The sequence below is a fragment of the Streptomyces sp. CBMA156 genome, assembly GCF_014596515.1.
Taxonomy (GTDB): domain Bacteria; phylum Actinomycetota; class Actinomycetes; order Streptomycetales; family Streptomycetaceae; genus Kitasatospora.
Map to the genome: position 1 here is coordinate 1 of NZ_MSJQ01000143.1, position 25281 is coordinate 25281.

The following is a 25281-nucleotide window of genomic DNA, read 5'->3' on the forward strand; positions in this document are numbered from 1 at the left end:
GCTGGCCGCCGGGGTGCGGCTGTGCCTGAGCAGCGACGCGCCGGTGCTGGCGCCGGACTGGCGGGCGTCGGTGGCCGCCGCCGTCACCAGGGCCGGGGTGGACGGCACCGTCCACGGCCCCGGGCAGCGGATCGCGCTGGCCGAGGCGCTGTACGCCTGCACGGCGGCCCCGGCCCGGCAGGACGGGGCGGAGGCGTGGAAGGGCACCCTGGAGGCGGGCAAGGTCGCCGACCTGTGCGTGCTGGGCGCCGACCTGCGCGGGGTCGAGCCGGCGGCGCTGCCCGAGGTGCCGGTGGTCATGACGGTGGTCGACGGGACGGTGGTGCACGAGGCCTGACGCCGGGCCGGCCGCCGCACGCGGCGCGCCCCGGGCCCCGCCGCGTGCGGGGTCCGGGGCGCGCCCTCGGCGTGTCAGGCGGGGACGTCGGTGCCCCAGGAGGCGCCGGGGGCGACCACGTCGCGGTCCAGCCACAGGTGCTCCACCGCGGCGCGCAGTTCGTCGCCGTGCCGGGCCAGCAGGTCCAGCGCTCCCAGGTTGCTCTCGAACTGGGCGGCGCTGCTGGCGCCGAACAGCACGCCGGCGGCGGCCGGGTGGGTGAGGCAGAACGCCACCGCGAGCTGGGCGGCGGTGGCGCCGAAGCCCTGGGCGATCCGCAGCACCTCGGGGTGGCTGGCGCGGATCGCCTCCCGGATGCCGCCCGGGTCGGCGCCGATCTTGCGCTGCGGGTGCAGCCGGCCCGCCAGGATGCCGCCCTCGAAGACGTCCGAGGCCTGTAGCCCGAGGCCGTCGGCGAACAGCCGGCCGTACGGTTCGCCCTCGGGCACCGAGCGGCGCGCCAGGCTGTACTTGAGCTGGGCGAAGACGGGTTCGGGCATGCCCTCGGCGCGGGCGAAGCGCACGGCCTCGCCGAGGGCCCGCGCGGACCAGTTGTTGACGCCCCAGGCGTCGAAGCGCCCCGCCCTGATCAGCTCGGCCACGTCGGTGACCACGGCGGCCACGTCCAGCTCGCCGACGTAGTCGCCGGCGACCATGAGGTCCGCCCGGTCGGTGCCGATCCGTTCCAGCGAGACGTCGGTCTGCCCGGCGAAGGAGGCGGCCGGGTAGTCCCAGAGCCACAGCTTGCCGCAGAGCAGGTAGTCGGAGCGCTTCAGGCCCGCCCCGCGCACCGCCTCGCCGAACAGGATGTCGGTGACGGCGTTCTCGGCGTGCGGGCCGAAGTTGTAGTGCGCGACGTCGAACAGGTGGACCCCGTGCGCCACCGCCCGGTGCACCAGCTCGGCGGCCTCCTCGGTGGTCATCCGGTCCCAGGTGTTCCAGGAGCCGAGCCCGAGCACGGGCACCTCGGGGCCGCGGGCGCCGAGCCGGCGGCGCGGCACCGCGGCCGCGGTGCCGGGGGCCGTGCCGTCCGCTCCCCCGCCGTCCGCCGCCGCACCGTCGGGGGACACCGTCTGCGAGAAATCCACGCCAACCTCCTCGGATGGGATGCCGTACGGCCCTGGCCGCCGACCCCCGAATCGTATAGCATCCAGCATATTCTTTTCGTCAAGGAGGCATGCGATGTCCCTGCACCCGGACTCCCCGCCGGCGGCCGACCCGACCCCCATCATCGGGACGGCCATCGGATACATGGCCGCCAAGCAGCTGTTCGCCGCCGCCGACGCGGACCTGTTCGCCGCGCTGGCCGACGGCCCGCTGGACGTTCCCGGCATCGCCGCCCGCACCGGGCTGCCGGAGCGCACCGGCCGCATCCTCGCCGACGCGATGGCCGGCCTCGGCCTGCTGGAGCGGGTCGAAGGACGGTACGCCAACTCCCCCGCGACCGCCACCTACCTCGCCGGCACCGGCACCGGCGTCGACCTGCGCCCCTTCCTCGGCTTCCTCGACTCGATCAGCTACGGCCACTGGCTGGGCTTCGGCGAGACCAGCCGCACCGCCGAACCGGCCGCCCTCGACCTCTCCGGCGACCGGATGCCCGCCTTCCTGGCCGGCGTGATGACCTACAACGCGCTGCACGCCCGGCAGCTGGCCGAGCACTTCGACTTCACCCGCTACCGGCGGGTGCTGGACCTCGGCGGGCTGTCCGGCTCGTTCCTGGCCGAGGCGCTGGCCTCGGCGCCCGGGCTCACCGGCACCTTCCTGTCCGCCGGGGAGCTGGTCGGGCACGCCCGCGGCGTCCTGGAGGCGGCCGGGGTCGCGGACCGGGTGGAGATCGCCGAGGGCGACGCGACCGCGGGCGAGGTGCCCGGCGGCTTCGACCTGGTGCTGCTGGAGCACGTGGTGCACCGCTTCGACGCCGAGCAGAACCGCGCCATCGTCCGCCGGGCCCGCCAGGCGGCGGCCGAGGGCGCGACCCTGGTGCTGCTCGACTTCTTCCTGGACTCCGACGAGCACCAGCGCACCATCGACGCCCTGCACGCCGGCGAGTACCTGGTGATCGACGGCACCGTGGTCTACCCCGAGGACGAGGTGCGCGGCTGGCTGCGCGAGGCCGGCTGGGAGCCGGTGGAGACCCGCGCGCTGCCCGGCAGCCCGCGGATCATCATCGCGGAGGCCCGGTGAGCACCGGGCGCGTGGTCCTGGTCACCGGGGCCGGCAGCGGGATCGGCCGCGCGGTCGCCGAGGCCTTCGCCGCGGCCGGCGACCGCGTGGTGGTCGCCGACCTGGACGGGGCGGCGGCACGGCGGGTGGCGGCGGGCATCGGCGCGGCGGCGCTGGCCGTCACCATGGACGTCGCCGACCGGGCCTCCGTGGTCGCGGCGGTGGCCGAGGCCGCCGACCGCTTCGGCCCGGTCGAGGTGCTGGTCAACAACGCCGGGCTGGCGGGCGGCGGCGGGCCACTGATCGACCTGCCGGCGGAGGTCTTCGACCTGGTGCTCTCGGTCAACCTGCGCGGCACCTTCCACGTCACCCAGGTGGTCGGACGGCAGATGGCCGACTCCGGCCGGGGCCGGGCCATCGTCAACATCAGCTCCATCGGGGCCCGCCAGCCCACCCCGGGGCTCGGCCACTACGAGGCCACCAAGGCCGCCGTGGACGCGCTGACCCGCACCGCGGCCCTGGAGCTGGCCGGCCACGGCATCCGGGTCAACGGCGTGGCCCCGGGCCCCGTCCACACCCCGATGACCGCCCCGCTGATGGACGACGCGGCGGCCCGCGCCGCCTGGGAGGCCCGCATCCCGCTGGGACGGATCGCCGAGACCGCCGACCTGACGCCGCTGGTGCTCTTCCTCGCCTCCGACCAGGCCCGGCACATCACCGGCGCGGTGGTCCAGGTGGACGGCGGCCAGCTGCTGGTCTGACCCGGACGGCGCAGGGGGCGGGGAGCCGGTGGCTCCCCGCCCCCTCCTCGTGCGACGGCCTTGTCAGCTACCGGACTTGGCCTGGTGCAGCGCCTCGGCGGTGGCCGTCTTGTGGGCGCAGGCGACCCGCTCGATCTCGGCCGCGTCCGCGCCCTGCTCGATCAGGTCGAGGATGTTCTCGTGCTCCACCACCGAGAGCCGCGCCCGGCCCGGCACGTAGGTGAAGGTGGAGCGGCGCATGTGGTCCAGCCGCGCCCACTCCGCCTCCAGCAGGGAGCGCAGGTGCGGGTCCGGGCAGTGCTGGTAGATCGAGAAGTGGAAGGTGCGGTTGAGCGCGGTGAACGCGGCCGGGTCGAACCCCTCCAGCGCGGCCACCATCCGCTGGTTGATCTCGCGCGAGGCCGCGATCTGGTCCGCCGTCAGCAGCGGTGCGCTGACGGCCGTCGCGTACCCCTCCAGCCTCGCCAGGATCTGCAGGGAGTGCTCGACCTGCACGGCCTCGAAGACCGCCACCCGGGCGCCGATGTTGCGCACCACCTCGACCAGGCCGTCCGACTGGAGGCGGCGCAGCGCCTCGCGCAGCGGGATGGTGCTGACCCCGGCCTCCTGCGCCAGCTGGTTGATCACCAGCCGGTAGCCGGGGCCGTACGTGCCGTCGAGGATGCGCGCGCGGAGCAACTCGTAGCTCTGCTCGGCCTTCGAGCCGGCCGCCTTCGAGGCCGCCCGTTTCGAAGCCGCCTCTTCGGATGCGGTCTTTTTCGAGGCGGCCCGCTTCGGAGCCGCCGTCTTGGAGCCGGCGGCCCCGGACTGTTCCTTCGCGGAACCCAACGCCCTTCCCTCACTTCTCCTCGCCGCGCTGCCCGCCCCCGTCGCGGGCCGCAGCGCGGCCCGCGCGCCCGGGGCTGTCAACGTTCCAACGCCTTCCGCACGGTGTCACGGAAGGCGGTCCCCGTCAGAGCGCCGAGGTGGTCTCCGGGAACGGTGACCAGCTCCGCCCCGTCAAGGGAAGCAACGATACCGTCGATGCCCCGGGTCATCGCGTCGTCCGCGCCGACCACCACCAGGGGCGCCGCCGCGCGGGCCCAACTCCCGGGCGCGAAGGGGGTCCTGGCCAGGCCCTCGACCAGACGGGCGAGTCCGGCGGCGCGTTCGCCGTGCGTGCGGACCAGGCCGGCGACCATCGCGGTGAGCGGGTCGGCGGGCTCGGTGCCGTCGGCCACCGCGCGGTGCAGGGCCTGCGTGTCGAGCGCCGCGAAGGGGTCGGCCGGGCTCAGCCCGCCGAGCACCACCCGGCCCACCCGCTCGCCGGCCACGGCCGGGAACTCCCAGGCCAGCCGGGCGCCCAGGGAGTAGCCGACCACGTCGAACCCGGCCACCCCGGCGGCGTCCAGCGCGGCCAGCAGCCTGGTCACCAGTGCGGTGGCGCCGGCCTCGGCCGGGTCCTCGGGCGCCGGGGAGGCGCCGTGGCCGGGCAGGTCGGGCACCAGCACCGTGCGTCCGGCGGCGGCGAGTTCGGCGGCGGTGCCCGGTGCGATCCAGTCGCGCTCGCCGTCCGAGGCGAAGCCGTGCAGCAGCAGCACCGCGGGCGCGCCGTCCACGGCCTGGCGGCCGACGTCGGACGGCGTGACGATCCGTACGGCCAGGCCGGTCAGCTCTCTCATGCCCGGTACACCTCTCCCTGTTTTCGCATACGATTTTTGATAGTACGGCACGCGCCCCTGCTCGCCGGACTCCCGCCGAGGGGTGCTTGCGCCAGCAGATCATGTACGAAGTCGTATCGGATAGACCATGGTCAGCTCTTCTTCGCTCCGCTATCGTGCATGATTGCGTATACGATTATGGAGGGCAACATGGCGCACCCCCTCGGCCTCGCACCGGGAAAGATCGTCGCGGTCCATCTCAACTACCGCAGCCGCGCCGCCGAACGCGGCCGCACCCCCGAGGTCCCCTCCTACTTCCTGAAGCCGCCCTCCTCGCTGTCCTGGGACGGCCGGCCGGTGGTCCGGCCCGCGAACTGCGAACTGCTCGCCTTCGAGGGCGAGATCGCCGTCGTCATCGGCCGCCGGGCGCACCGGGTCGGCCGCGAGGAGGCGCTCTCCCACGTGGCCGGCTACGCCGCCGCCAACGACTTCGGCGTCTACGACCTCAAGCACGCCGACCTCGGCTCCAACCTGCGCGCCAAGGGCCGCGACGGCTACACCCCGGTCGGCCCGGTCCTGCTCACCGACGTGGACCCCGCCCGGCTGCGGCTGCGCACCTGGGTCAACGGCGAACTGGTCCAGGACGCCTCCACCGAGGAGCTGCTGTTCCCGATCGACCTGCTGATCGCCGACGTCTCGCGCTCCACCACCCTGGAGCCCGGCGACCTGCTGCTGGTGGGCACCCCGGCCGGCTCCACCGTGGTGCGCCCCGGCGACGTGGTCGAGGTCGAACTGGCGGACGGCGGACGGCTGCGCAACGAGGTCGTCGCCGAGGAGCCGGGCGTCACCGAGTACGGCGTGCTGCCGCGCGTCACCGAGGAGGTCCGCCGCGCCGCCCACGGCTCCGCCCGCCCGGCCCCGGCCGCCGGGGACGCCGCCGGGGAGGCCTCGGAGGACGCCGCCGGGGAGCCCGTGCCGGTCCCCGGGCTGGACGCGCGGACCGCCGAGCTGCTGCGCACCGTCTCCACCGCCACCCTCTCCGCCCAGCTGCGCAAGCGCGGCATCGACCACCACTTCGTCGAGGGCGTCCGCCCGGCCCGCCCCGACCTGCGGATGGTCGGCACCGCCCGCACGCTGCGCTACCTGCCGCTGCGCGAGGACGTGTTCGCCGCCGTCGGCGGCGGGATGAACGCCCAGAAGCGGACCGTCGAGGAGCTCCAGCCCGGCGAGGTGCTGGTGATCGAGGCCCGCGGCGACCACGGCGCCGGCACCCTCGGCGACATCCTGGCGCTGCGCGCGCTGCGCCGCGGCGCGGCCGGCGTGATCACCGACGGCGGGCTGCGCGACAGCCCCTCCTTCGCCGGCCTGGACCTGCCCTCCTACTACGGGGTGCCGCACGCGGCGGTGCTCGGCCGCCGCCACGTGCCGGTGGACTCCCAGCTGCCGGTCGCCTGCGGAGGCGTCCTGGTGTGCCCGGGCGACGTGCTGGTCGGCGACGCCGAGGGCGTGGTGGTGATCCCGCCCGCCCTGGCCGCCGAGGTCGCCCGCGACGCCGCCGCGCAGGAGGACGAGGAGCGCTTCGTCCTCCGCCAGGTCGACGCCGGCGCCTCGGTCGACGGCCTCTACCCGATGGCCCCGCACTGGCGCGCCCGCTACGAGGAACAGCGCCAGGACTCCTGAACCACCCCCGCTCCCCCGTCCCGCCCCACCCCGACGGAGAACCGATGAAGTTCCGAAGCGACCCGGCCGCGATCCGCGGCTCCCTGGCCCCCGTGGTCACCCCCTTCACCGAGGACGGCGCGGTCGACCACGACTCGCTGCGCTCCCTGGTGCGCTGGCAGCTCGACTCCGGCTCGCACGGCATCTCGCTGGGCGGCTCCACCGGCGAGCCGAGCGCCCAGAGCACCGCCGAGCGGATCGCCGCGATGCGCACCGTCGCCGAGGAGGTCGGCGACCGGGTCCCGTTCCTGCCCGGCACCGGCTCCGCCAAGCTCGACGAGACCCTCGAACTGACCGCCGCGGCGGCCGAACTGGGCGCCGACGCGGCCCTGGTGATCACGCCCTACTACGCCCGCCCCACCCAGGAGGGCCTCTACGACTGGTACGCCACGGTGGCCCGGGAGTTCCCCGACCTGCCGCTGGTGGTCTACAACGTGCCCTCGCGCACCGCCGTGGACATCGACCCGGAGACGGTGCGCCGGCTGTTCACCGACTTCGACAACGTCGTCGGCGTCAAGGAGACCACCAAGGACTTCGAGCACTTCTCCCGGGTGATCCACGCCTGCGGCCCCGACCTGCTCGTCTGGTCCGGCATCGAGCTGCTGTGCCTGCCGCTGCTGGCGCTCGGCGGGGCCGGCTTCATCAGCGCGGTCGCCAACCTGGCGCCCGCCGCGGTGGCCCGGATGTACGAGCTGTGGGAGCAGGGCGACCACGCCGGCGCCCGGGAGCTGCACTACCGGCTGCACCCGCTGGTGGACCTGCTCTTCGTCGAGACCAACCCGGCCCCCGCCAAGTGGGTGCTCGCCGAGCAGGGCCGGATCGCCTCCGCCCGCGTCCGCCCGCCGCTGTCCTCCCCCACCGAGGCCGGCCTCACCCGGATCCGCGCCCTGCTCGCGCAGGGCGGCGACCTCACCCGGCAGCCGTGACCCCCCACCGCAGCACAGGAGACGAGATGACCACCACCGCCGAGGCCCCCGCCGCCTCCCCCGCCCGCCCGGCCGCGCTGCCGGACCGGATCGACCACTGGATCGGCGGGCGCACCGCCGCCTCCGCCGACGGCCGCACCTTCGAGGTCGCCGACCCGGTCTCCAACACCGTCTACGCCACCGCCGCCGCGGGCGGCGCCGCCGACGTGGACCGCGCCGTGGCCGCCGCGCGGGCCGCCTTCCCCGCCTGGTCCGCGCTCGGCAACCGCGAACGGGCCACCGTGCTCAACCGGATCGCCGACGCGGTGGAGGCCCGCGAGGAGCAGCTCGCGGCCTTCGAGTCCTTCGACACCGGGCTGCCGATCACCCAGGCCCGCGGCCAGGCCCGGCGCGCGGCCGAGAACTTCCGCTACTTCGCCGACGTGATCGTCGCGCTCGGCGAGGAGTCCTTCCGGGTCGGCACCCAGCAGCTGAACTACGTGGTGCGCACCCCGGTGGGCGTCGCCGGGCTGATCACCCCGTGGAACACCCCGTTCATGCTGGAGAGCTGGAAGCTGGCCCCCGCCATCGCCTCCGGCTGCACCCTGGTCCTCAAGCCCGCCGAGTGGACCCCGCTGTCGGCCTCGCTGTGGCCGGACATCCTCGCCGAGGCGGGCCTGCCGGCCGGCGTCGTCAACATCGTCCACGGCATCGGCACCGAGGCCGGGCAGGCCCTGGTCGACCACCCGGACGTGCCGATCCTGTCCTTCACCGGCTCCACCGCCACCGGCCGGCACATCGTGCGCTGCTCCGCGGACCGGCTCAAGACGGTCTCCATGGAGCTGGGCGGCAAGTCCCCGGTGGTGGTCTTCGCCGACGCCGACGTGGAGGCCGCGCTGGACTCGGTGGTCTTCGGGGTCTTCTCGCTGAACGGCGAGCGCTGCACGGCCGGCTCCCGGGTGCTGGTCGAGCGCCCGCTGTACGAGGAGTTCACCCGCCGCCTGGCCGAGCGCGCCGAGCGGGTCCGGGTGGGGCTGCCGGGCGACCCGGCCACCGAGGTGGGCGCGCTGGTCCACCCGGCGCACTACCGGCGGGTGCTGGACTATGTGGAGGCCGGGCGCGCCGAGGCCCGGCTGGTGGCCGGCGGCACCCGCCCCGCCCACCTGCCCGAGGGCAACTACCTCCAGCCGACCGTCTTCGCCGACGTGCCCAGGGACGCCCGGATCTTCCAGGAGGAGATCTTCGGCCCGGTGGTCGCGGTGGCCCCCTTCGACGACGAGCACGAGGCCGTTGACCTGGCCAACGCCACCGAGTACGGTCTGGCCGCCTACGTGTGGACGTCCGACCTCAGGCGGGGTCACCGGGTCGCCCACGCGGTGGAGTCCGGCATGGTCTGGATCAACTCCCACAACGTCCGCGACCTGCGCACGCCGTTCGGCGGTGTGAAGGCCAGCGGTCTCGGCCGCGAGGGCGGTGCCCACAGCATCGACTTCTACACCGAGTCCAAGATCGTTCATGTGATGCTCGGCGAGGTCCACACCCCTCGCTTCGGCGCCGACGGGCAGCACTGAACCCGCACGAAGGAGGTCACGGACATGCTCACACCGCCGGACGTCGTACGGTCCGCCTACGCCCAGCTCGTGGTCACCGACCTGGCCCGGGCCCGCTGGTTCTGGGTCGACATGCTCGGCTTCCACGTCCAGCACGAGGACGCCGCCACGCTCCACCTGCGCGGCACCGACGAGCTCACCCACCACAGCCTGGTGCTGCGCACCGGCGACGCCCCCGCGCTGGACCACCTCGCCTACCGGGTCCGCACCCCCCGGGACCTGGACCGCGCCGAGGAGTTCTTCGCCGCCCTGGGCTGCCCGGTGCGCCGGGTGCCGGCCGGCGCGGGCACCCTGGGCGTCGGGGACGCGGTGCGGGTCGTGGACCCGCTCGGCTTCCCGGTCGAGTTCTTCCACGCGATCGACCGGGCCGAGCGGCTGATCCAGCGCTACGACCTGCGCCGGGGCGCCGAGGTGGCCCGCCTGGACCACTTCAACATCGTGGTGCCGGACATCCCGGCCGCCTACGAGCACTACCGCTCGCTGGGCTTCGGCTGCTCGGAGACCATCGAGGGCGACGAGCACGAGATGTACGCCGCCTGGATGTACCGCAAGCAGACCGTGCACGACGTCGCCTTCACCAGCGGCGCCGGACCGCGGCTGCACCACGTCGGGGTGTTCGCCCCCGAGGCGCACCAGGTGCTGCGCACCGCGGACATCTTCGGCTCGCTGCGCGCCGAGCACCACATCGAGCGCGGCCCCGGGCGCCACGGCGTCTCCAACGCCTTCTACCTCTACCTGCGCGACCCCGACGGGCACCGGGTGGAGATCTACACCTCCGACTACTACACCGGCGACCCGGACCACGAGACGTACCGCTGGAACGTCAACGACGACCGCCGGCGGGACTTCTGGGGCAACGCCGTGATCGAGTCCTGGTACAAGGAGGCGGTGCCGGTGCTGGACCTGGACGGCAGGCCGCAGCCGGTGGTGTCGGCGGCGCTGGACGAGTCGGCCGTGAAGGTCGGCGCGGACGGGCTGGGCATCGTCCCGGCGGCCCGCGAGGGCTGAGCCCCGACGGGCGGCGGATCCGCCCCGGGCCGCTCCCGGGACGGCCCCGCCGCCCCTCGGTCCCTCCCCCGCCCAAGATCGTACGGATGCAAATGGCCTGGTCGGCACGCTAGATTCGGCCCACGACAGCCGACGACGGCGCACGGCGGGCCCGCCCGCCGCAACGGGGAAGGGACAACCGGTGACCGGCAGGCATACCGTCGAGGAGACCGAACGCGCCGTGCTGGCGAGACTGGGCCAAGTGCCGCTGCTGCGCGCCCGGATGGCCGCGGTGGCCAACATCCACCGGGCCGCGGCCTCGGTGCGCCAGCACCTGGAGAACTCGGTGCTGCGCAGCGCGCAGCTCAGCTGGACCTCGTTCGTGGTGCTCTGGGTGGTGTGGATCTGGGGCGAGCTGGAGACCCGTCACGTCGCCGAGGAGGCTGGCATCTCCAAGGGCACGCTCACCGGGGTGGCCAGGACGCTGGAGTCCCGCGGTCTGGTGGAGCGCTCCGGGCACCCCTCGGACGGGCGGCTGGTGCTGCTGCGGCTGAGCCCGGCGGGCGAGGAGCTGATGGCGGAGCTCTTCCCCCGCTTCAACCAGGAGGAGGCCTTCGTCTCCGGCGCGCTGTCCGACGAGGAGTGCGAGCAGCTGGCCGGGATGCTGCGCCGGATCGTCGGCACCCTGGAGCGCGACGGCGAGGCCCGCAGGGCGGAGCTGGCGCAGGACGCTCCCCCGCCGCCGCGCCCCGGCGGCCGGCGCCGGCGCGGCGGCCTGGGCCAAGTGGAACCTCACCCCGCTCGCCCCCGCTCCCGCGCCGCCCGCCGACAAGCCCGTCAAGCTCGAACGGACCGGCCCGGTACCGGTGTTCAGCGAGGTGAAGACGAACGACAAGGTCGTCTTCATCACCATCGACGACGGTGCCGAGAAGGACCCGAAGTTCGTCGAGATGCTGACCGACCTCAAGGTGCCGATCTCGATGTTCCTGACCCGGGACATCGTCAAGAACGACTACGGCTACTTCAAGCCGCTCCAGGCGCTGGGCAACCACGTCCAGAACCACACCGTGGACCACCCGGTGATGAGCAAGATCCCGGCGGAGAAGCAGAAGTCCGAGATCTGCGACGCGCAGTCCGCGCTCACCCAGCAGTACGGCACCGCCCCGCTGCTGTTCCGGCCGCCCTTCGGCGACGGCGCCAACACCCCGACGCTCAACACCTCGGTCCAGCAGTGCGGCCCGCGCGCGATGGTGCTGTGGCGCGAGTCGATGCAGATCCACGACATGCAGTACCAGTCGGGGGACAAGAAGCTGAAGTCCGGCGACATCATCCTGGCGCACTTCCGCGGCCCCAAGGAGCTCAAGGGCGCCACGATGACCCAGATGTTCGGCGACCTGCTGGCCCGGATCCAGGAGCAGGGCTTCGCGGTGGCCCGGCTGGAGGACTACATCCAGGCGCCCGCGTCGTAGCTCAGACCGGCTGCCCCAGCATCATCAGCGGGCCGCGGTCGGTCCGGCTGAGGATCACCGTGACGGTGTTCGGTCCGGAGGGCTTGAGCTGGCGGCGCAGCTCCTCCGGGGTGATCGCCATCCCGCGCTTCTTGATCACCACGGTGCCGACCGCCCGCTCGCGCAGCAGCGCCTTCAGCTTCTTGATGCCGAACGGGAGCACGTCGGTCAGCTCGAAGGCGTGCGCGTACGGGGTGGCGACCAGCTCGTCCGAGGTCAGGTAGGCGATCTTCGGGTCGATCAGCCGGCCGCCGACCTGCCCGGCCACCTCGGCCACCAGGTGGGCCCGGATCACCGCGCCGTCCGGCTCGTACAGGTAGCGCCCGACCGGGCCGGCCGGCGGGTCGGGCAGGTCGCCCCCGGTCAGGCCGGCGCCCTGCGGCAGCAGGGTGGCGCGGTGCGGGTGTGCGGCCCGGGTGCCGAACCAGAGCACCGCCTCCTTGACGTCGCCGTGGTCGGAGACCCACTCGGCCTCGGCGTCCTGCGGCACGGCCTCGTGCGGGATGCCGGGGGCGACCTTCAGGGCGCCGACCGGGGTCCGCCGGGCGGCCTCGATCGCCCAGGAGAGCGGTGGGGCGTACGCCTCCGGGTCGAACACCCGGCCGCGCGAGGTGCGCCTGGCCGGGTCGGTGAACACCGCGTCGTAGCCGGTGACGTCCACCTCGGCGACGTCCGCGCAGCGCACCTCCACCAGCTCGGCCAGCCCCAGCGCGGCGGCGTTGGCCGCGGTGGCAGCGCAGGCCGCCGGGTCCTTGTCGACGGCCAGCACCTCGATGCCCGCCCGGGCCAGCGCCAGCACGTCCCCGCCGATGCCGCAGCACAGGTCCGCCAGCCGCCGTACGCCCAGCGCGGCGAACCGCTGCGCCCGCCACTCGGCCACGCCGCGCCTGGTGGACTGCTCGACCCCGTTGGGGGTGAAGTACATCAGGTCGGCGTCCGCCCCGAACTTCGCCCGGGCCCGCTGCCGCAGCCGCGCCTGGCCGAACGCCGCGGACACCAGCTCCGCCGGGTGCTCCCGGCGCAACCGGGTCGCCAGCGCCAGCTCCTCCTCGGGGGTGAACTCGCGCAGCTCGGCGAGCAGGGCCTGGCCCTCGGGCGTCAGCAGGGGCTGGAGGTTCTCGGTGTCCACGGGGCCATTCTCGCGGGTCGGGCGGTCGGCCGGAGCATCGGCGACCGGTGCTACCGCGGCCGCGCGGGCCGGGATCGGCGTCATGACGGGGAGTCTGTCCGGGCCGGCATCGGTCGCACATGAGTACGACTACTCATCCCGGAACCAGGGATCTCAGGGCGCGCCGTTGGCACTCTGGTTGACTGAGTGCTAACCCGGCCCTATGGTCGTCCTTGGCACTCCCCACCGGGAGAGTGCTAATGCGACGACGTGTGTCTGACCCCCGCGACGGCAGGCCCGCAGGATCGCCCTACCCGTTAGAAAACCCCGTAATCTCCGAAGGGGAGCTCGGACGTGACCACCAGCAGCAAGGTTGCCATCAAGCCGCTCGAGGACCGCATTGTGGTCCAGCCGCTCGACGCCGAGACCACCACGGCCTCCGGCCTGGTTATCCCGGACACCGCCAAGGAGAAGCCCCAGGAGGGCGTCGTCCTGGCCGTCGGACCGGGCCGCTTCGAGGACGGCCAGCGTCTGCCGCTCGACGTCGCCGTCGGTGACATCGTCCTGTACTCGAAGTACGGCGGCACCGAGGTGAAGTACCAGGGCGAGGAGTACCTCGTCCTCTCGGCTCGTGACGTTCTCGCCATCATCGAGAAGTAAACGCAGCATCGAGAAGTAAGTCGTTCCGACCCGCCCCGGATCCGTGTCCCAAGTGACAGGGGCCCGGGGCGTGGTTGTTGGTTCACGTAGTTCGGCGGCCGGTGGGCCGGCCGCAGCCCCGAGGGAATAGGGAACATGGCGAAGATCCTGCAGTTCGACGAGGACGCCCGCCGCTCGCTGGAGCGCGGTGTCAACAAGCTGGCCGACACCGTCAAGGTGACCATCGGCCCCAAGGGCCGCAACGTCGTCATCGACAAGAAGTTCGGCGCCCCGACCATCACCAACGACGGTGTCACCATCGCCCGCGAGGTCGAGCTGGACGACCCGTACGAGAACCTTGGCGCGCAGCTCGTCAAGGAGGTCGCCACCAAGACCAACGACGTCGCGGGCGACGGCACCACCACCGCCACCGTGCTGGCCCAGGCCCTGGTCAACGAGGGTCTGCGCAACGTCGCCGCCGGTGCCGGCCCGGCCGCCCTGAAGAAGGGCATCGACAAGGCCGTCGCCGCGGTCTCCGAGCACCTGCTGTCCGTCGCCCGCGAGATCGAGGGCAAGGACGACGTCGCCGCCGTCGCCTCCCTCTCCGCGCAGGACACCCAGGTCGGCGAGCTGATCGCCGAGGCGATCGACAAGGTCGGCAAGGACGGTGTCATCACCGTCGAGGAGTCGAACACCTTCGGCGTGGAGCTGGACTTCACCGAGGGCATGCAGTTCGACAAGGGCTACCTGTCGCCGTACTTCGTCACCGACGCGGAGCGGCAGGAGGCGGTCCTGGAGGACCCGTACATCCTGATCAACCAGGGCAAGATCTCCTCCATCCAGGAGCTGCTGCCGCTGCTGGAGAAGATCCTCCAGGGCGGTGCCTCCAAGCCGCTGCTGATCATCGCCGAGGACGTCGACGGCGAGGCGCTGTCGACCCTGGTCGTGAACAAGATCCGCGGCACCTTCAACGCCGTCGCCGTCAAGGCCCCGGGCTTCGGCGACCGCCGCAAGGCGATCCTCGGCGACCTGGCCACCCTGACCGGCGGCACGGTCATCTCCGAGGAGGTCGGCCTCAAGCTCGACCAGGTCGGCCTGGACGTGCTGGGCACCGCCCGCCGCGTGACCATCACCAAGGACGAGACCACCGTCGTCGACGGTGCCGGTGACGCCGAGGCCGTGGCCGGCCGCGTCGCCCAGATCAAGGGTGAGATCGCCGCCACCGACTCCGACTGGGACCGCGAGAAGCTGCAGGAGCGCCTGGCCAAGCTGGCCGGCGGCGTCTGCGTCATCAAGGTCGGCGCCGCCACCGAGGTGGAGCTGAAGGAGCGCAAGCACCGCCTGGAGGACGCCATCTCGGCGACCCGCGCCGCGGTCGAGGAGGGCATCGTCGCCGGTGGTGGCGCCTCCCTGGTGCACGCCGCCAAGGTGCTGGAGGACGGCCTGGGCCTGTCGGGTGACGAGGCCACCGGTGTCGCCGTGGTCCGCAAGGCGCTGCACGAGCCGCTGCGCTGGATCGCCCAGAACGCCGGCCTGGAGGGCTACGTCATCACCTCCAAGGTCTCCGAGCTGGAGATCGGCCAGGGCTACAACGCCGCCACCGGCGAGTACGGCGACCTGGTGAAGGCCGGCGTCATCGACCCGGTCAAGGTCACCCGTTCCGCCCTGGAGAACGCCGCCTCGATCGCCTCCCTGCTCCTCACCACCGAGACCCTCGTGGTGGAGAAGAAGGAAGAGGAGGCCGACAGCGGCCACGGCCACTCGCACGGCCACTCGCACTGAGGCCCCACCGCCTGACCGGAGGCCCGGTCCGCTCCCCTCGGGAGGCGGGCCGGGCCTCCGGCCGTTGTCACGCCGCCCCGGCCCTTCGGCCCGGGCGGTGTGCCGACGGTCAGCTATCAGTAGAATTTTGCAGAATGCAAAGATTGCCTTATAACTGAGGCATGATCGAGGCCCGCCATCTGCGCGTCCTGCGTGCCGTCGCCCGCACCGGCTCCTTCTCCGCCGCCGCCCGTGAGCTGGGGTGTACCCAGCCCGCCATCAGCCAGCAGATGAAGGCCCTGGAGAAGTCGGTGGACACCCCGCTGGTGGTCCGTTCGGGCCGCGGGATGCAGCTCAGCGAGGCGGGCCGGGTCCTGCTCAAGCATGCCACCGGGATCCTGGCCGGGCTCTCCGCCGCGGAGGAGGAGGTGGCCGCGATCGCCGGGCTGCGGGCCGGACGGGTACGGCTGGTCTCCTTCCCGACCGCCAGCTCCACCCTGGTGCCGCCCGCGGTCGCCCGGCTGCGGGACGGCCATCCGGGGGTGTGCGTGTCGCTGGTCGAGGCGGAGCCGCCGGAGTCGCTGGCGATGCTGCGCGGCGGCGAGTGCGAGATCGCGCTGGCCTTCCGCTACCCCAGGGCCGACGGCGGCGCCGCGCTGCCCGCGCCCGCCCACGGCACGCCGCGCGAGGCCAGGGCCGAGGCCAACCTGGAGGCGCAGCAGCTGACCGCCGGGACCGACTGGTCCGACCTGGTGGTCACCCCGCTGCTGGACGACCCGCTGGTGGGCCTGCTGCCCGCCGGCCACCCGCTGGCCGGGCGGGGCGGGGCGGTGGAGCTGGCCGAGCTGGCGCAGGAGCAGTGGATCGCCGGCTGCCCGCAGTGCCGGGGGCACCTGGTGGAGCTGTGCGCCGGGGCGGGCTTCGAGCCCCGGATCGACTTCGCGACGGACGACTACCCGGCGGTGGTCGGCCTGGTGGCGGCCGGGCTGGGGGTGGCGGTGCTGCCCGGGCTGGCGCTCCGCTCGGTGCGCCCTGACGGCGTGTCGACGGTGCCGGTGCGGACGGCCTCCGGAGCGTCCGCGGTGCGCCAGGTGGTCGCGCTGACCCTGCCGGACCTGGCCGAGGTGCCGGCCGTGGCGCTGATGCTGGAGCGGCTGGCTGGGGCGGCCGCCGACCGCTGACGGTGGGTGACCAGGGCGCGGTGGTCCGGAACTCGCCGTGAGCGGGCAGGCTGAAGCGCCGCGAAAAAACGTTTCCTCACGGCGCATCGGAAGGCAGGGCTAGTGCTGGGCCACCGCGGGCGGGGCCAGCGGGACCTCGACCAGGCGGTGCCGCGAGCGCCCCAGCATCTCCTCGCGCTCGTCCTCGGTCATCCCGCCCCAGACGCCGTACGGCTCCCGGACCGCCAGCGCGTGCGCCGCGCACTCGGCGATCACCGGGCAGCGCATGCAGACCTCCTTGGCGCTGGCCTCGCGCGAACTGCGCGCGGCCCCGCGCTCGCCCTCGGGGTGGAAGAAGAGCGAGCTGTCCACGCCACGGCAGGCTGCGGAGAGCTGCCAGTCCCAGAGGTCCGCGTTGGGACCGGGAAGGCGGGAGAAATCTGCCATGGCTCATTCCCTTCAGAGGCTGTCGGCCGTCCGCCGGGCGTTCGGCGGGGCTGCTGCCGAGCGGTGCGGCGGGGCTTCGATGCACTGGTGTGGACACCTGGAAATATGACTTAAGGCAACTCCATGGACAAGTCACCCACACACTGGCACAACAGTCAATGACCATACGAAAGCTATAAAAACGGGCATAGTGGGCAAGGGCTCCGCCGGGCGCGGGCGTGGCAATCGGGTGGCCGCCGGGCGCGCGACGCGGCGAATCGGTGTGCGGGTCGTGCGCCCACCGCGCGCGAGCTGCGGAAAAGTGCGGCGTGTGCACCGCGATGCGGCTGATCGGTAATGGGTTGGCCACGTACAGTGGTGGAGATGGCCCCGAAGGCCGTAACTCATTCGAGTGACGGTCGTTGGAAGTGCGGAGGCGGTTAGCGGGCGCCGGACGTCGGGAAAGATCGCGGGCAGGTTGGGGCGATCAGCACGGAGTCTGTCGCCGATCGGCCGTGTCGGAGAGGTTCGTACCAGCCAGGAGGCTCAACGTGACGCGGATCAGCTGCGGAGGACGACGGTCATGACTTCCGTTCTCGTTTGCGACGATTCCCCGCTTGCCCGCGAGGCGCTTCGCCGCGCGGTCGCGACCGTACCCGGTGTGGACCGGGTCACCACCGCGACGAACGGGGAGGAGGTCCTCCGCCGTTGGGTGGCAGACCGCTCCGATCTCGTTCTGATGGACGTCCGGATGCCCGGCCTCGGCGGGGTCGAGACGGTCCGGCGGCTGCTGTCCGCCGACCCGGGCGCGCGGATCATCATGCTCACCGTCGCCGAGGACCTCGACGGTGTCGCGCTCGCGGTGGCCGCGGGTGCCCGCGGGTACCTGCACAAGGACGCCTCGCGCGCCGAGCTGCGGGCCACCGTCACCCAGGCCCTCGCCGACCCGACCTGGCGGCTCGCCCCGCGCCGGCTGCGCAGCCCCGACATGGGTGCGGCGCCGACGCTGACGGCGCGTGAGATCCAGGTGCTGGAGGGCATGAGCCACGGTCGCAGCAACGCCGAGATCGGTCGCGAGCTGTTCCTCTCCGAGGACACCGTCAAGACCCACGCCCGGCGGCTGTTCAAGAAGCTCGGTGCCTCCGACCGGGCGCACGCGGTGGCGCTGGGTTTCCGCTGGGGCCTGGTCCGCTGACCACCGGCGGCGCCGCCGGGTGCGGCGTGCCGCCGGCGGTTCCCGGAGCGGCTGCCGCACGGGCGTGTGACGTTACGGTCCCGAGGTTGCACCATGGAGGAGTGGAGCACCTCGGGGACCAGCGGACAGGCACTGCGGCGGACCACGCAGCCGCAGGACACTCGGCGGACGGCGCGACGGACGGGACCACCACCGACGGCGACGGGGCGGGAGGCGGCACGGTGCAGGAGGGGCCGGTGGTGCGCGGTACGTCGCACGGTGCCGCAGCGCATAACGTTCCGGTGCACAACTCCGGACGCGGTGCCGCGTTTTCCCGCTCGACCAGGCACCATGGACCGATGCGCGACGACGTCGCCGGTGCGCCCGGCCAGGCGGACCCGGTGGAGGCCGAGCCCTCCGGCCCGGGCCACGATCCGTCGTACGCGGAACCCGGCGACTCCGCCGGCCAGGCGGGGCCGGGCCGCCCGCCGGTGCTCGGCACGGGCGGCTCGCCGCTGGTGGGCGAGCTGGTCGCGGCCGCGGTGCGCGGCGAGGGCCCGGCGATCGACGCGCTGCTGGCCTACGTCCACCCGCTGGCACAGCGGTACTGCCGCGCCAGGCTGGTCCGGCTGCCCGGCGGTGCCAGGCACCACGTCGACGACGTCGCCCAGGAGGTCTGCGTCGCGGTGCTCTGCGCGCTGCCCAGGTACAAGGACCAGGGGCGTCCGTTCGAGGCCTTCGTGTACGGGATCGCCGCGCACAAGATCGCCGACCTCCAGCGGGCCGCGATGCGCGGGCCCGGTTCGACCGTCGTGCCCCAGGACGACCTGCCCGAGGTGCCGGACGAGGCGCTCGGCCCCGAGGAGCAGGCGCTGCTGAGCAGCGACGCGGCCTGGGCGAAGGAGCTGCTCTCCAACCTGCCGGCCCGTCAGCGCGAGCTGGTGTTGCTGCGGGTGGCCGCGGGGCTGTCGGCGGAGGAGACCGGCGAGGTGCTCGGGATGTCACCGGGTGCCGTCCGGGTGGCCCAGCACCGGGCGCTCAGCCGGCTGCGGGCGCTCGCGGAGGAGTCCTCCTGACGAGTCCTCCTGATCCGTGCCGTTTCCCGCCGATTGTGGAGGAATGATCCACGGGGTGGGGTTGTTGTCAAGGGCACACGAGGACACATTCGCGGTGCCAGTACCATGGGGTATCGGCGCCTGGGCGGGTCACCAAAGTTTCACGGGTGCGCGCGGGGTCCCCTTGGAGGATCCTCCCATTGCACCCGGCTTCGGCGGTCTGCGCGAGTGAGCGATGAATGCGCCCCCACCCTCAGGGCGTGAGCGGATTAGGCCGGCCACGGAAGGTACCCCCCAAATGTCTTACAACGCCGCAGGCGTACCCGAGAAGTTCGCCATGCTCGGGCTCACGTACGACGACGTCCTGCTGCTGCCCGGGGCCTCCGAGGTGCTGCCGAACCAGGTGGACACGTCCTCGCGGGTCTCCCGGAACGTGCGCGTCAACATCCCGCTGCTCTCCGCGGCGATGGACAAGGTCACCGAGTCGCGAATGGCCATCGCGATGGCGCGCCAGGGCGGCGTCGGCGTGCTGCACCGCAACCTGTCGGTCGAGGACCAGGCCAACCAGGTCGACCTGGTGAAGCGCTCCGAGTCCGGCATGGTCACCGACCCGATCACGGTCGGCCCGGAGACCACCCTGGCCGAGGCCGACGCGCTGTGCGCCAAGTTCCGCATCTCCGGCGTGCCGATCGCCGACGAGGCGGGCAAGCTGCTCGGCATCGTCACCAACCGCGACATGGCCTTCGAGTCGGACCGCAGCCGCCAGGTCCGCGAGATCATGACCCCGATGCCGCTGATCACCGGCAGGGTCGGCATCTCCGGCGTGGACGCGATGGCCCTGCTGCGCCGCCACAAGATCGAGAAGCTGCCGCTGGTCGACGACGAGGGCCGGATCAAGGGCCTGATCACCGTCAAGGACTTCGTCAAGGCCGAGCAGTACCCGAACGCCGCCAAGGACTCCGAGGGCCGGCTGCTGGTCGGCGCCGCCGTCGGTGCCAGCGCCGAGGCGTTCGACCGGGCCCAGGCCCTGGTCGAGGCCGGTGCGGACTTCCTGGTGGTGGACACCTCGCACGGCCACAGCCACAACGCGCTGGCCTGGATCGCGAAGATCAGGTCGGCCGTCAAGGTCGACGTGGTCGGCGGCAACGTCGCCACCCGTGACGGCGCCCAGGCGCTGATCGACGCCGGCGTGGACGGCGTCAAGGTCGGCGTCGGCCCCGGCTCCATCTGCACCACCCGCGTGGTCGCCGGCATCGGCGTGCCGCAGATCACCGCCATCTACGAGGCCGCGGTGGCCTGCCAGGCGGCCGGCGTGCCGGTCATCGGCGACGGTGGCCTCCAGTACTCGGGCGACATCGGCAAGGCGCTGGCCGCCGGTGCCGACACCGTGATGCTCGGCTCGCTGCTGGCCGGCTGCGAGGAGTCGCCGGGTGAGCTGATGTTCATCAACGGCAAGCAGTTCAAGTCCTACCGCGGCATGGGCTCGCTGGGCGCCATGCAGTCCCGCGGCCAGGGCCGCTCGTACTCCAAGGACCGCTACTTCCAGGCCGAGGTGGCCTCGGACGACAAGCTCGTCCCCGAGGGCATCGAGGGCCAGGTGCCCTACCGCGGCCCGCTGTCGGCCGTGCTGCACCAGCTGGTCGGCGGCCTGCGCCAGACCATGGGCTACGTCGGCGCCGCCACCGTCGCCGAGATGGAGAGCAAGGGCCGCTTCGTCCGGATCACCTCGGCGGGGCTCAAGGAGAGCCACCCGCACGACATCCAGATGACCGTCGAGGCGCCGAACTACTCGACCCGCTGATCCGCTGAACGCCGGAGGGCCCGCCGACGCGGGCCCTCCTCGCGTGTCCGGACCCTCCGCGTGTCCGGACCCTCCGCGTGTCCGGACCCTCCGCGGGTACGGGCCGTCCGGTGGGGCCGGGCCGGCCGGCGGGGCCGGGTACGGGCCGTCGGGGCGGGACCAGCGGCAGTACGGGATACTGGGGTGCGGCCGGGGTGACCCGGCGGGCATGAGCAACACAGCAGAAGGGCTCGAAGTGACCGAGATCGAGATCGGGCGTGGCAAGCGCGGCCGCCGGGCGTACGCCTTCGACGACATCGCCGTCGTCCCCAGCCGTCGTACCCGGGACCCGAAGGAGGTCTCGATCGCCTGGCAGATCGACGCCTACCGCTTCGAGCTGCCGTTCCTGGCGGCCCCCATGGACAGCGTGGTCTCGCCGGAGCAGGCCATCGAGATCGGCCGCCTCGGCGGTCTGGGCGTGCTGAACCTCGAAGGCCTGTGGACCCGCTACGAGGACCCGCAGCCGCTGCTGGACGAGATCGCCGCGATCACCGACCCGTCCACCGCGACCCGCCGGCTCCAGGAGATCTACGCCGCGCCGATCCGCGCCGAGCTGATCAAGCAGCGGATCCAGGAGGTCCGCGACTCCGGTGTGGTCACCGCCGCCGCGCTCTCGCCGCAGCGCACCGCCGAGTTCTCCAAGGCCGTGGTGGACGCCGGTGTCGACGTCTTCGTCATCCGTGGCACCACCGTCTCGGCCGAGCACGTCTCCAGTGCCGCCGAGCCGCTCAACCTCAAGCAGTTCATCTACGAGCTGGACGTTCCGGTGATCGTCGGCGGCTGTGCCACGTACACCGCGGCGCTGCACCTGATGCGGACCGGCGCCGCCGGGGTGCTGGTCGGGTTCGGTGGGGGCGCGGCCCACACCACCCGCAACGTGCTGGGCATCCAGGTGCCGATGGCCACGGCCGTGGCCGACGTGGCGGCCGCCCGTCGCGACTACATGGACGAGTCCGGTGGGCGCTACGTGCACGTGATCGCGGACGGTGGGGTCGGCTACAGCGGCGACATCCCGAAGGCGGTCGCCTGTGGGGCGGACGCGGTGATGATCGGTGCCGCGCTGGCCCGGGCGACGGATGCGCCGGGCAAGGGGTTCCACTGGGGGATGGAAGCCGTCCACGAGGAGCTGCCGCGGGGCAAGCGGGTGGACCTCGGGACGGTCGGCACCACCGAGGAGATCCTGACCGGGCCCTCGTACACGCCGGACGGGACGATGAACCTGTTCGGGGCGCTTCGGCGGGCGATGGCCACCACGGGGTACACGGAGCTCAAGGAGTTCCAGCGGGTCGAGGTGACGGTGAACCCGGCGCTTGATCACCGCTGAGGTGAGTGTTGGTGAGGGCCCCTGCCGGGAACGGTGGGGGCCTTCGGGGTTTCTGTGGTTTGTGGGGGGCTTTCGGGAGGGTGGGGTGGCGGGGGCGGCTCCGGGGGTGGCCGCTCCGGGGGCTGGGTGATTTTCGGACTGCCCTGCTCGTGGGTGCGGTGCCCGACGGCGGTGGCAGTCTGAAAATCACCCGTCACGCCCCTCTCCGGGCCACCCCCTGCGCCGCCCCCGCCCGCAGCGCGTCCCTCTCGCCGGGGAGGGAGGGGCGGGCGGGTGGGGGGACAGGTGGGTGGGTGGGTGGGTGGGGACAGGTGGGCGGGTGGGTGGGGACATGTGGGTGGGCTGGGGGAGGGGGAAGGCGCTGGGGGCTGGGGGGCTGTGGGGGGTCAACTTCGGTTGGCGGTGCGGCGGGTGAGGAGGAAGCCGCCGATGAGGGCGATGGTGTAGAAGGCGGCGTCGAGGGGGCGGAGGTCGGTGCGCCAGGTGGTGAGGGTGTCGTGGAGGAGGCCGCGGGGGCCGGGGCCGTCGGCGTGGACCAGGCGGAGGTGTTCGGTCAGCTGGCCGAGGAGGAGGGAGCCGGCTGCGAGGAGGGCGCCGAGTGGGGGGAGTAAGCGGCTCTGGCCGCCGAGGAGGCCCAGGGGGAGGGCGACCAGGCCGGCGGGGGCGATGGCCAGCCAGCCGAGGCTGTCGGCGGCGCGCAGGGGGGCGCTTCCGTAGGCCAGGCCGCCGAGCAGCATGGCGAGGAGGGCGAGGGCCACGGCCAGGGCGGTGCGGCGGCGGGGGGTGGTCCGGGGGGTGGGCTCCGCGGGTTCGAAGCCGGGGACCGGGGCGCCTGGCATGCCGGGGGCGACGTAGCTTTCGGGGAAGACCGGGGGTGGTGCGACCGAGAAGTGCCGGGCGGTGTGCGGCCTGGTCGATGGGCCGTCAGCGCCCGGGGCGGGTGCGGTCATGGGCGTCGAATCCCCCCGGAAAGACGATGAGCTGCCGAACGGTAGCAGTGGCCCGGACAGATCTTGGCGAGTTTTCGATCACAGAACGGGCACGGAGCGCCGTACCCGTTCCGGTTCGTCCCAGGTTGGGGCGGGGGCCGGGTGGTCGCGGACCCTCGGGACAGGGGATGATGGAGGCTTGGGCGTTCGGGACCCAGGTCGGGCCGATGCGCCGTCACCACGACCGCCGGCAGCACATGGGGGAACGTTCCGTATGACCCAGGCGAAGGGTTCCACCGGCCGCCTCCTGGCCGGCCGCTACCGCCTGAACGGCGTGCTCGGGCGTGGCGGCATGGGCACCGTGTGGCGCGCCGAGGACGAGATGCTGGGCCGGACCGTCGCGGTCAAGGAACTGCGGATGAACGCCAGCGTCGACGAGGAGGAGAAGCACCGGCTGATCACCCGGACGCTGCGCGAGGCGAAGGCGACGGCGCGGATCCGGCACAGCTCGGCGGTGACGGTCTTCGACGTGGTCGACGAGGACGACCGGCCGTGGATCGTCATGGAGCTGGTCGAGTCCCGCTCGCTGGCCGACGTGGTGCGGGAGGACGGGCCGCTGGCGCCCGCCCGGGCGGCGGAGATCGCGCTGGACGTGCTGGGCGTGCTCAGCGCGGCGCACGCGCTGGGCATCCTGCACCGGGACGTCAAGCCGTCCAACGTGCTGATCGGCGAGGACGGGCGGGTGGTGCTGACCGACTTCGGCATCGCCAGTGTGGAGGGCGACGCCTCCGTCACCTCCACCGGGATGCTGGTCGGCGCGCCCTCGTACATCTCGCCGGAGCGGGCGCGCGGGCAGAAGCCGGGGCCGCCGGCCGACCTGTGGTCGCTGGGCGGCACGCTGTACGCGATGGTCGAGGGCCGGCCTCCGTACGACCGGGGCTCGGCGCTGGCCACGCTGACCGCGGTGATGACCGAGGACCTGGCCACACCGGCGAACGCGGGGTCGCTGGGGCCGGTGATCGAGGGGCTGCTGGCGAAGGACCCGGCCGAGCGGCTGGACGCCTCGCAGACCCGGTCGATGCTCAAGCGGGTGGTCGCGGAGGCGACCGCGCGGGCCGAGTCGACCACCGAGCACGCGGTGCCGGTGGAGACGTCGGCGGAGAAGCCGGGGAAGCCGGCGGAGGCGGAGAAGTCGGCGGAGGCTTCGGAGCCGGCGGGGGAGAAGCCCGGGGACGGCCGCAAGCGGACCGCGGGCGGGTTGCTGGGGACGGTCCGGGTGGGGAGCCGGGCCAAGGACGCGGAGCCGGTGGCGGAGCCCGCCGAGGCCGAGTCCGCCGCGGCGGGGCCGGAGCCGATCCGGCCGGTGACCAGTGAGTGGACGATGGGCGCGACCCAGGCGGCCGGGGCCGACCCGCGCACCGGACGGCGGCGGCTGGCGATCGCGACCGTGATCGTGGTGCTGCTGCTGATCGCGGGAGTGGTCGCGTTGCTCCAGGCGGTCGGTGACGGGGACGGCGGCTCGAACGGCGCGGCCTCGCAGAGTGCGGGGGCCACCGCTCCGGTGGCGGCCGACACGGATCCGGTGCCGAGCGGGAGTGCGACGGCTCCGCCCAGCGGGCCCGCCCCCGCGCCGGCGCCCGAGCCCGTCCGGACGACCGATCCGGCCGCGGAGCCGGACGCGCCCGCGCAGTCCGCCTCCGTGCCGGCGGCCCCCGTGGAGCCCCCGGCGCAGCCCACGCCGGGCGGGTCGGTGCCGGCCGGGTACCACGAGTACAAGGACCCGAGCGGCTTCTCGGTGGTGCTTCCGGACGGTCTTCAGCCGACCGGGTCGGACGCCAACCGGCGGATCTTCAAGAACGCGGCGGACGGCAGCCAGCTGCGGATCGAGTGGACCACCTCGCCGGGTGCGAGCGCGGTCGCCGACTGGCAGGAGTCCGAGCCGAACGTCCGCGGGCAGGTCACCAACTACCAGCGGCTGAACCTGTCGGCGATCAGCTACCGCCAGTGGAGCAACGCCGCGGACTGGGAGTGGACCAACGGCACACCCAAGACGCACTCGCTCAACCGCGGCTTCGTGACCGGGACGCCGGCCAAGTACGGGTACTCGATCTACTGGATAGTCCCGGACTCCGAGTGGGCCGCGCAGGCCCCGGTCCGGGACGTCGTCTTCGACAGTTTCCAGCCCGCGCCCTGAGG

22 protein-coding genes and 1 pseudogene are annotated in these 25281 nt (G+C 73.3%); 17 read left to right on the plus strand and 6 right to left on the minus strand.

Translation table 11 applies throughout. The features are described from left to right. Positions 1-337 (plus strand): amidohydrolase family protein (locus BU198_RS12045; protein ID WP_188296838.1); only part of this gene is annotated, 337 nt, incomplete at its 5' end. 74 nt (positions 338-411) lie between these two features. Here the strand turns inward: BU198_RS12045 and BU198_RS12050 are convergent. Beyond that, the gene (locus tag BU198_RS12050) at positions 412-1464 is read right to left on the minus strand and encodes an aldo/keto reductase (protein WP_317620080.1); all 1053 of its coding nucleotides are present in this window, start codon (positions 1462-1464) and stop codon (positions 412-414) included. A gap of 94 nt (positions 1465-1558) precedes the next feature. On the opposite strand from BU198_RS12050, the gene BU198_RS12055 reads away from it, so the two are divergent. Both BU198_RS12055 and BU198_RS12060 read left to right on the plus strand, forming a co-directional pair. Continuing rightward, positions 1559-2560, plus strand: coding sequence for a methyltransferase (locus tag BU198_RS12055; protein WP_188296840.1), 1002 nt, complete (start codon positions 1559-1561; stop codon positions 2558-2560). Further along, positions 2557-3300, plus strand: coding sequence for a glucose 1-dehydrogenase (locus tag BU198_RS12060; RefSeq protein WP_317620081.1), 744 nt, complete (start codon positions 2557-2559; stop codon positions 3298-3300). The genes BU198_RS12055 and BU198_RS12060 overlap by 4 nt, the downstream gene beginning before the upstream one ends. Positions 3301-3363: 63 nt before the next feature. On the opposite strand, the gene BU198_RS12065 is transcribed toward BU198_RS12060, so the two are convergent. Both BU198_RS12065 and BU198_RS12070 read right to left on the minus strand, forming a co-directional pair. Next, positions 3364-4128 (minus strand): GntR family transcriptional regulator, encoded by a 765-nt coding sequence (locus BU198_RS12065; protein ID WP_188296841.1) that lies wholly within the window; start codon positions 4126-4128, stop codon positions 3364-3366. Positions 4129-4205: 77 nt separating this feature from the next. After that, complete coding sequence (locus BU198_RS12070) at positions 4206-4961, minus strand: alpha/beta fold hydrolase (protein ID WP_188296842.1); 756 nt, start codon at positions 4959-4961, stop codon at positions 4206-4208. A gap of 189 nt (positions 4962-5150) precedes the next feature. Here BU198_RS12070 and BU198_RS12075 point away from each other — a divergent pair, with 189 nt between their 5' ends. The 6 genes and pseudogenes from BU198_RS12075 (at position 5151) to BU198_RS12100 (ending at position 11630) form a co-directional block, all read left to right on the plus strand. Further along, a complete protein-coding gene (locus BU198_RS12075; protein WP_188296843.1) occupies positions 5151-6620 on the plus strand; it encodes a fumarylacetoacetate hydrolase family protein in 1470 nt (489 codons plus the stop codon). 44 nt (positions 6621-6664) lie between these two features. After that, complete coding sequence (dapA, locus tag BU198_RS12080) at positions 6665-7585, plus strand: 4-hydroxy-tetrahydrodipicolinate synthase (protein WP_188296844.1); 921 nt, start codon at positions 6665-6667, stop codon at positions 7583-7585. Positions 7586-7611: 26 nt separating this feature from the next. After that, a complete protein-coding gene (hpaE, locus tag BU198_RS12085) occupies positions 7612-9135 on the plus strand; it encodes a 5-carboxymethyl-2-hydroxymuconate semialdehyde dehydrogenase (RefSeq protein WP_188296845.1) in 1524 nt (507 codons plus the stop codon). A 24-nt stretch (positions 9136-9159) separates the two neighbouring features. Further along, positions 9160-10182 (plus strand): 3,4-dihydroxyphenylacetate 2,3-dioxygenase, encoded by a 1023-nt coding sequence (hpaD, locus tag BU198_RS12090; RefSeq protein WP_188296846.1) that lies wholly within the window; start codon positions 9160-9162, stop codon positions 10180-10182. A gap of 181 nt (positions 10183-10363) precedes the next feature. After that, positions 10364-10933 (plus strand): annotated as a pseudogene (locus BU198_RS12095) (MarR family winged helix-turn-helix transcriptional regulator); the annotation flags it as partial. A gap of 106 nt (positions 10934-11039) precedes the next feature. Next, entirely contained in the window at positions 11040-11630 is a 591-nt protein-coding gene (locus BU198_RS12100) for a polysaccharide deacetylase family protein (protein ID WP_317620082.1), read from the plus strand. A 1-nt stretch (position 11631) separates the two neighbouring features. On the opposite strand, the gene BU198_RS12105 is transcribed toward BU198_RS12100, so the two are convergent. Continuing rightward, positions 11632-12882: a class I SAM-dependent methyltransferase gene (locus tag BU198_RS12105; RefSeq protein ID WP_188296848.1), complete on the minus strand. Its 1251-nt coding sequence runs from the start codon at positions 12880-12882 to the stop codon at positions 11632-11634. A 249-nt stretch (positions 12883-13131) separates the two neighbouring features. Here BU198_RS12105 and groES point away from each other — a divergent pair, with 249 nt between their 5' ends. From groES to BU198_RS12120, 3 genes are all read left to right on the plus strand, one after another. After that, on the plus strand, positions 13132-13437 hold the full coding sequence (gene groES, locus BU198_RS12110) for a co-chaperone GroES (RefSeq protein WP_014136232.1): 306 nt from the start codon (positions 13132-13134) through the stop codon (positions 13435-13437). A gap of 135 nt (positions 13438-13572) precedes the next feature. Then, entirely contained in the window at positions 13573-15198 is a 1626-nt protein-coding gene (gene groL, locus BU198_RS12115; RefSeq protein ID WP_188296849.1) for a chaperonin GroEL, read from the plus strand. Positions 15199-15359: 161 nt separating this feature from the next. Continuing rightward, the gene (locus tag BU198_RS12120) at positions 15360-16358 is read left to right on the plus strand and encodes a LysR family transcriptional regulator (protein WP_188296850.1); all 999 of its coding nucleotides are present in this window, start codon (positions 15360-15362) and stop codon (positions 16356-16358) included. A 99-nt stretch (positions 16359-16457) separates the two neighbouring features. On the opposite strand, the gene BU198_RS12125 is transcribed toward BU198_RS12120, so the two are convergent. Beyond that, entirely contained in the window at positions 16458-16784 is a 327-nt protein-coding gene (locus tag BU198_RS12125) for a WhiB family transcriptional regulator (RefSeq protein ID WP_188296851.1), read from the minus strand. Between the two features lie 562 nt (positions 16785-17346). On the opposite strand from BU198_RS12125, the gene BU198_RS12130 reads away from it, so the two are divergent. The 4 genes from BU198_RS12130 to BU198_RS12145 all read left to right on the plus strand — a co-directional run bounded on the left by BU198_RS12130 (position 17347) and on the right by BU198_RS12145 (position 22156). Beyond that, entirely contained in the window at positions 17347-17958 is a 612-nt protein-coding gene (locus BU198_RS12130) for a response regulator transcription factor (RefSeq protein ID WP_014136228.1), read from the plus strand. Between the two features lie 338 nt (positions 17959-18296). Next, a complete protein-coding gene (gene shbA / locus BU198_RS12135; RefSeq protein WP_188296852.1) occupies positions 18297-19013 on the plus strand; it encodes an RNA polymerase sigma factor ShbA in 717 nt (238 codons plus the stop codon). A 277-nt stretch (positions 19014-19290) separates the two neighbouring features. Then, complete coding sequence (gene guaB, locus BU198_RS12140) at positions 19291-20793, plus strand: IMP dehydrogenase (protein ID WP_188296853.1); 1503 nt, start codon at positions 19291-19293, stop codon at positions 20791-20793. Positions 20794-21028: 235 nt separating this feature from the next. Continuing rightward, entirely contained in the window at positions 21029-22156 is a 1128-nt protein-coding gene (locus tag BU198_RS12145) for a GuaB3 family IMP dehydrogenase-related protein (RefSeq protein ID WP_188296870.1), read from the plus strand. A 386-nt stretch (positions 22157-22542) separates the two neighbouring features. Here BU198_RS12145 and BU198_RS12150 read toward each other — a convergent pair whose 3' ends face one another. Beyond that, complete coding sequence (locus BU198_RS12150; RefSeq protein ID WP_188296854.1) at positions 22543-23106, minus strand: hypothetical protein; 564 nt, start codon at positions 23104-23106, stop codon at positions 22543-22545. 253 nt (positions 23107-23359) lie between these two features. Between BU198_RS12150 and BU198_RS43320 the strand changes: the two genes are divergently transcribed. Next, positions 23360-25279 carry a serine/threonine-protein kinase gene (locus tag BU198_RS43320; RefSeq protein WP_188296855.1) on the plus strand — a complete coding sequence of 640 codons (1920 nt, stop codon included), beginning with the start codon at positions 23360-23362 and terminating at the stop codon, positions 25277-25279. Positions 25280-25281 lie beyond the last annotated feature (2 nt).